The organism is Larkinella sp. C7, from assembly GCF_006149005.1.
In the GTDB taxonomy this organism is placed as follows: Bacteria; Bacteroidota; Bacteroidia; order Cytophagales; family Spirosomataceae; genus Larkinella.
Window position 1 is genome coordinate 1 of sequence record NZ_VBSL01000167.1, and the last position, 439, is coordinate 439.

The 439-nt window shown below is 47.2% G+C and carries 2 protein-coding genes; both read right to left on the minus strand.

The window, feature by feature from the left end:
- The coding region (locus FH871_RS34930; protein WP_138995350.1) for an adenylyltransferase/cytidyltransferase family protein at window positions 1-261 on the minus strand (261 nt) is incomplete at its 3' end.
- Window positions 251-439, minus strand: a 189-nt coding sequence (locus tag FH871_RS34935; protein WP_171063043.1) for an RsmD family RNA methyltransferase, incomplete at its 5' end; no start/stop codon positions are given. The genes FH871_RS34935 and FH871_RS34930, both read right to left, overlap by 11 nt.

Here is a 439-nt window from a genome sequence, read left to right on the forward strand (position 1 = left end):
GACACTAGCCCCCACGTCTTTGGCCACATCAACCGCCAATTGGTCATGGGAGGTAATGACTGAAACATTGGGAAGGCCTTTGACTACCGCTTCCAACAGGGCCTGACGCCTAGCTAGGGGGAGAAAGCCCGCCTTATTTTGATTATAAAAAATACCAACATAGAGCTGATCAAGAAGTTGGCTAGCCCGTTTGATAAGATCTAGGTGGCCCTTGGTCACAGGGTCAAAAGAGCCTGCAAATAAGCCGATTTTATTTGACATAAACCGTCACCTTACTAATTCCATACACTTTTTGTTTCCATAGTCGCAAATCACCCAGAGTCTCCGGCAGGTCAACCGACTTATCCGTTTCACAGACAATCATGACCTCTGGGGACAGCAAATCGTGCTCCTGCAGTTTTCCAATAGTCTTGACAATTTCTTCCTTAGCATAGGGCGG